Source organism: Bradyrhizobium sp. (assembly GCF_030646015.1).
Lineage (GTDB): Bacteria > Pseudomonadota > Alphaproteobacteria > Rhizobiales > Xanthobacteraceae > Bradyrhizobium.
The window spans coordinates 23,183-29,182 of record NZ_JAUSLT010000196.1 but is presented as its reverse complement, the minus strand read 5'-3'; the positions used below and the strand labels follow the sequence as shown (position 1 = coordinate 29,182).

Annotated in this window: 4 protein-coding genes; 1 reads left to right on the top strand and 3 read right to left on the bottom strand. The window is 62.7% G+C overall.

The features are described from left to right. From Q7T45_RS28030 to Q7T45_RS28020, 3 genes are all read right to left on the bottom strand, one after another. Nucleotides 1-2,566 (bottom strand): efflux RND transporter permease subunit (locus Q7T45_RS28030; protein WP_304875363.1); only part of this gene is annotated, 2,566 nt, incomplete at its 3' end. A gap of 57 nt (nucleotides 2,567-2,623) precedes the next feature. Next, nucleotides 2,624-3,817 carry an efflux RND transporter periplasmic adaptor subunit gene (locus tag Q7T45_RS28025; protein ID WP_304875362.1) on the bottom strand — a complete coding sequence of 398 codons (1,194 nt, stop codon included), beginning with the start codon at nucleotides 3,815-3,817 and terminating at the stop codon, nucleotides 2,624-2,626. Nucleotide 3,818: 1 nt separating this feature from the next. Further along, nucleotides 3,819-4,517, bottom strand: a complete 699-nt coding sequence (locus Q7T45_RS28020) for a TetR/AcrR family transcriptional regulator (RefSeq protein ID WP_304875360.1) — start codon at nucleotides 4,515-4,517, stop codon at nucleotides 3,819-3,821. A 245-nt stretch (nucleotides 4,518-4,762) separates the two neighbouring features. On the opposite strand from Q7T45_RS28020, the gene Q7T45_RS28015 reads away from it, so the two are divergent. After that, entirely contained in the window at nucleotides 4,763-5,983 is a 1,221-nt protein-coding gene (locus Q7T45_RS28015; RefSeq protein WP_304875358.1) for a cytochrome P450, read from the top strand. Nucleotides 5,984-6,000: the final 17 nt, after the last annotated feature.

The window sequence follows — 6,000 nt, the reverse complement described above, 5'->3', positions numbered from 1 at the left end:
TGATCAGCGCGAAGCCGAAAGCGATGGCGAGCTGATTGCCTTCCTGCACATACTGCCGGGAATCCGCCAGATAGGAATGGCTGTAGCCGGCCGGCAGGTTCTTGGCCGCGCCCTCGAGGAAGTTCACGGCCTGGCCGACGGTAACACCCGGCATCGGCACCGCCTGGAAGGTGGCGGCGTTCAACTGGTTGTAATGCGTCAGCGCATTGGGATCGGTTGCCGTTTCGATCGATACTACCGTGGACAGCGGCACCTGCTGGCCCGTAGCGGTCGGCACGTAAAAATTTGAAAGCGATTCGGGCGACAACCGCTGCCCGCGCGGCACCTGCGGGATCACCTGGTACGACCGCCCCTCGAGATTGAAGCGGTTGGTGTAGTTGCCACCAAGCAGCGTAGCCAGCGTGCTGCCGACCTGCGCCATGGTGATGCCGAGGTCATTGGCCTTGGAGCGGTCGATCTTCACCCGTACCACCGGCTGGTTGAAGTCGAGATCGCTGTCGGCAACGATGAACAGCCCGCTCTTGCGCGCGGCGTCCTTCAGCTTCAGCATCTCCTCATAGATCGCCTGGTAACCGTTGGTGGAGTTGATCACCATCTGCACCGGCAAGCCGCCCGGACCGCCCGGCAGCGGCGGCAGGTTAAACGCGAACGCATTGACGCCTTCGATCTTGCTGAGCTCCGCCTGCACCAGCGGCTTCAGCTTGATCGAGGAACGCTCGCGTTCGTCCCACGGCTTCAGCAGCATGCCCGCGATCCCGTTGCTGGGACCGGCGGTACCGTTGATCACAAAGCGCAGGTCGGTCTCGGGAAACGCCGCGAACGCCTTGTCCATCTTGCTGCTGTAGAAATCGGTGTAGTCGATGTTGGCGTATTTCGGCGCCTTCACGACCGCGAACACGATGCCTTGATCCTCCTCGGGAGCGAGCTCCTTCGGGGTGTTCTGATAGAGAAACACCACAAGCCCGAGGATGGTCACTGCAAACATCGCGGTGATCGGGCGATAGTCGAGCGAGCGGTCGAGCTGCCTGCCGTACCAGCGCGTGGTGGCGCCGAACACCTTGTCGACCTTCTGGGCGAACCAGCCGCTCTGCCCGTGCTTGAGCAGCACCGAGCACATCATCGGCGACAGCGTCAGAGCGATCACGCCGGAGACGATCACCGATCCCGCCAGCGTAAAGGCAAATTCGCGGAACAGCGAGCCAGTGAGGCCGCCGAGGAATCCGATCGGCGCATAGACCGCGGCCAGCGTGATGGTCATCGAAATCACCGGGCCGACGATCTCGCGCGCGCCCTGCAACGAGGCCTGTACCGGCGTTTTGCCTTCCTCGAGATGGCGGTGAATATTCTCCACCACCACGATGGCATCGTCGACCACGAGCCCGATCGCCAGCACCATCGCCAGCAGCGTCAGCAGGTTGAAACTGAATCCGGCCACCAGCATCAGGCTGCAGACGCCGATCAGCGACAGCGGAATGGTGACGACCGGAATGATCACCGACCGGAACGACGCCAGGAACAGGAAGATCACCACGACCACGATGCCGACCGCCTCGATCAGGGTCATCTGCACCTCGTCGATCGAGGAACGGATGAACTTGGTCGAGTCGTAGGCGACTTTCATCTTGAGCGATGGCGGCAGGTTGCGCTCGAGCTCCGGAAACAGCGCGCGCACGCCGGTGACGATGTTGAGCGGATTGCCCTGCGGCGTCGCCTGCACGCCGATGAAGATCGCGCGCTCGCCCGAGAAGGCGACGCTGGCGTCGGTGCTTTGCGCCGACAGTTCGACGGTGGCGACGTCTTCCAGCCGCACGAAGCCGCCGTCCTTGGCCTTCACGGTCATGCGCTTGAACTGATCGACATTCTGCAGATCGGTATTGGCGGTGACGTTGGAGACGATAAAATAACTCTTGGCTTGGCCTGCGGCGGCCTGGAAATTATTCGCCCGGATCGCCACGGCGATGTCGTCGGGCGATACGCCACGCCCGGCCATCCGCGCGGGATCGAGCCAGATCCGCATCGCGAAAGTCTGTCCGCCGAGAATGTCGGCCGACGCCACGCCATCGACGGTCGACAGGATCGGCTGCACCACGCGCGTCAGGTAGTCCGATATCGCCGATCCCGAGAGTTCATCGCTGGAGAAACCGAGATACATCACCGCCGTGGTCTGACCGGTGGTCTTTACGATGACCGGGTCGTTGGCCTCTCTCGGGATCAGGTACCTGACCGAGTTCACCTTCGCCATCACTTCGGTCAGCGCCTGGTTGGGATCGAAGTTGAGCTTGACGTAAACCGAAATCAGGCTCTGGCCCTGGGTCGAGGACGAGGTGATGTAGTCGACGCCTTCGGCTGAAGACACCGCCTGCTCGAGCGGCGTGGTGATGAATCCCTGCATCAATTGCGGCGATGCGCCGGGATAGACCGTGGTTACCGTGATCACGGTGTTCGACAGTTTCGGATACTGCCGGATCGGCAACGAGGTTGCGGCCTTGAAGCCGATCAGCAGGATCAGCAGGCTGACGACCAGCGACAGCACGGGGCGCTTGATGAAAATATCGGTAAAAGCCATTACAGGCGCTCCGTGGTCGTTCTTTGTGGCGGGACCGTCAGGCCCGCGCAGAATTGCTTAGTTGCGCGGCGCTTGCGCCGGGATTGGCGGCGGCGGATCGGTCGAGATGGCAACCGCTGCACCGGATTGCAGCTTGAGTTGTCCGACCGCCACCACGCGATCGCCGGACTTCAGGCCGGTGGCGATGACGGCGCGCCCGTCGATCCGATCGCCGGTACGCACGAAGGTACGGACGGCGGTCAGGCTGACCTTGCCGTCCTCCGCCTTCTTTTCCGTGATCAGATAAACCGAATCGCCATAGAGCGTGTAATCGATCGCGGTTTCCGGCACCGTGACCACGGCGGGCTTGTCCGGCAGCACCACTGTTGTGGTCGCGAACATGCCGGGCTTCAGGATGCGATCGGGATTGGCGATGGTGGCCTGAACGCGGATGTTGCGCGTATCGCTGCTGATCTGCGGCTCGATGGTGGTGATCTTGCCCTCGAAAATCTTGCCGGGATAGGCGTCGACCACGATGCGCACGGTCTGCCCGACCTTGAGCAGCGCGCTGTCCTTTTCCGTCGTGGTGAAATTGGCATAGAGGTTGGACAGATCGGTCAGCGACACGATCTGCGTCCCCGCGGTGAGGTACTGTCCGACCTCGACCTTGCGGACGCCGAGTTCGCCGTCGAACGGCGCGCGCACCAGCTTCTGCGAAATGATCGCCTGGGTCTTGGCGATGCCGGCCTGGGCCTGGTCATAGGCGGCCTGCGCGGTGTCGACCGTCGCCTGCGGCCCGAACTGGCGCGCGGCCAGCTGCTTGGCCCGCTCCAGCGACAGCTGCGCCACCGTAGCCTGGGCCTTGAAGCTCGCGAGGTCGCCCTGTTCGGGCCCATCGAATAGTTGCAGCAGCGGCGCGCCGGCGTTCACAGTGGAGCCCGCGGTGAACATGATGGCGGTGATGCGCCCGCTGACGTCGGAAGTGACGTTGACCTGATGCACGGCGGCGAGATCGCCGACCGCCTTCAGCAGGTTCGGAATCACCTCGGATTTGGCCTCGGCGACGGTGACGATGGTCGGCGGCGGCTTCATGGTGGCGAAGAAATTCGCGATCGCCTTGCTGCGGATATAGTTGAAGCCGACGATGCCGCCGACCAGAAGCGCCAGCAACAGCCCGACGATGATGAACCAGCGCACCATGTGCACCGGACGCTTGTGCGGCTTCTCGGTGATCGGCTTGCCGGCGATATTGGGTTCGGTCACGATGTTCATCTCATGCACTTTCTTCAGTAACCGATTGCCCCGGAGCCGGCGACGTCTCGCGGTCCAAATGCGAAGCAATTGCGGCTTCGTTAAGTCCAATTCCGCGGAGGATGAATTCGCACAATTGCCGCTCGAGATCGGTCGCATTGCCGTAAGTGAGACAGGGCACGGCCGGAAGCCGCGTCAGCGCCGCCGTCAGCACCGTGTGATGCGCAAACCAGAACAGATTGAGCGGCTCGTTTCCGATCCGCGACGCCTCGCCCGCCGCGACCGCGCGCTCGAGCGATGAGGTGAATACCGGCCCGATCAGGTCGCCGACCTTGCCGTAGAGCAGCCGGGCGAATTCGCCGTCATCGAGATGGCTGGTGGTCATTAGCCGGAGGCGTTGCGCTTCCTGCTCATCGACCGTGATCTGCATGAAATGTTCGACCATGCCGCGGACCAGTTCGACCAGGGTGGCGGTCGACGGCTCCAACGCGAGCAGATGCATCAGATCGGGATCGGCCTCGCACTCCTCCGCCAGGATTTCCGCATACAGCGCGGCCTTGGACGGAAAATGCTTGAACAGCAGTCCTTCCGAAATGGAGGCGGCCGCGGCGACGCTCTTGGTCGTCGTCCCGGCAAAGCCGTGGCGGGCAAAGCAACGCTTGGCGGCGCTGAGGATAAGCTGCCGCCTCAGGTCGCTGGTCATTCGCAGGGGAGTGCTCATGGCATGTGAGTAATCACTCACCATGCCAAATGTCAAGCACGATATTGCGATGCACCATCCGTAAAAGCCCGGTTCCCTCAATGGAAACGGCATCGAATGAGCAAAGCGTCATTGTTCCATTTGAGTTGACGCCAGAGCTGGGACGCAGTTTAAGATAGTTGCAAATGCGACTAATTTAGCCGGTCCTGCTTCCAGCGCCGTTCGCAAGAGCCGCCTTGTCCGTTTTAAAAAGAATATGCAGAGCCATGAATTTGGGTGCACGGGAGCTGGCCGCCGACTTCAATATCGAGAAGCTGACGGCCGAATTCTATGCCGACCCCTATCCGACCTATCGTGCCCTGCGGGAGCATGAGCCGGTCAAGCGCATGCCCAACGGCTCCTGGTTTCTGACCCGCTATGACGACCTGGTCAGCGCCTACAAGAGCACCAGGCTTTTCTCTTCCGACAAGCGGAAGGAATTTTTCCCGAAATACGGCGATTCCCCGCTCTACGAACACCACACCACCAGCCTCGTCTTCAACGACCCGCCGGCGCACACCAGGGTGCGCCGGCTGATCATGGGCGCGCTGTCGCCGCGCGCCATCGCCGGGATGGAGCCGGACCTGATCGCGCTGGTGGACCGGCTGCTGGCCGGGATCGCCGCCAAGGGCAGCGTCGATCTGATCGACGACTTCGCCTCCGCCATCCCGATCGAGGTGATCGGCAATCTCTTGGATGTGCCGCAGGACGAACGCGGACCCCTGCGCGACTGGTCGCTGGCGATTCTGGGCGCGCTCGAGCCGGTGATCTCCCCGGAAGTCTTTGCCCGCGGCAACAAGGCGGTGACGGATTTTCTCGCCTATCTGGAAATCCTGGTGGCGCGGCGCCGGGCAAAGCCGGGCAACGGCGAACGCGACGTGCTGACCCGCCTCATTCAGGGCGAGGACAATGGCGAGCGGCTGACCGAGAAGGAATTGCTGCACAACTGCATCTTCCTGCTCAACGCCGGGCATGAGACCACCACCAACCTGATCGGCAACGGGCTGGTGGCGCTGTCCGGCAACCCAACGCAGAAGAAACGGCTGATCGAACATCCCGACCTGATCAAATCAGCGGTCGAGGAAATCCTGCGCTTCGAAAGCTCGAACCAGCTCGGCAACCGCATGACCACCGAGCAGGTCGAACTCGGCGGCGTGACGCTTCCCGCCGGCACCCCGGTGACGCTGTGCATTGGGGCTGCCAACCGCGATCCGCAGCAATTTTCCGATCCGGAAACCCTCGATATCGCCCGCACCCCGAACCGGCACCTCGCCTTCGCCACCGGCGCGCATCAATGCGCCGGCATGGCGCTGGCGCGGCTCGAAGGCGCGATCGCGATCTCGCGATTCCTGGCCCGGTTTCCGGATTACGCGCTGAACGGCGCGCCGGTGCGCGGCGGTCGCGCCCGGTTTCGCGGATTTTTGAGCGTGCCGTCCGCGGTGGGCTAAAGCGGCGGTTGGCCCAC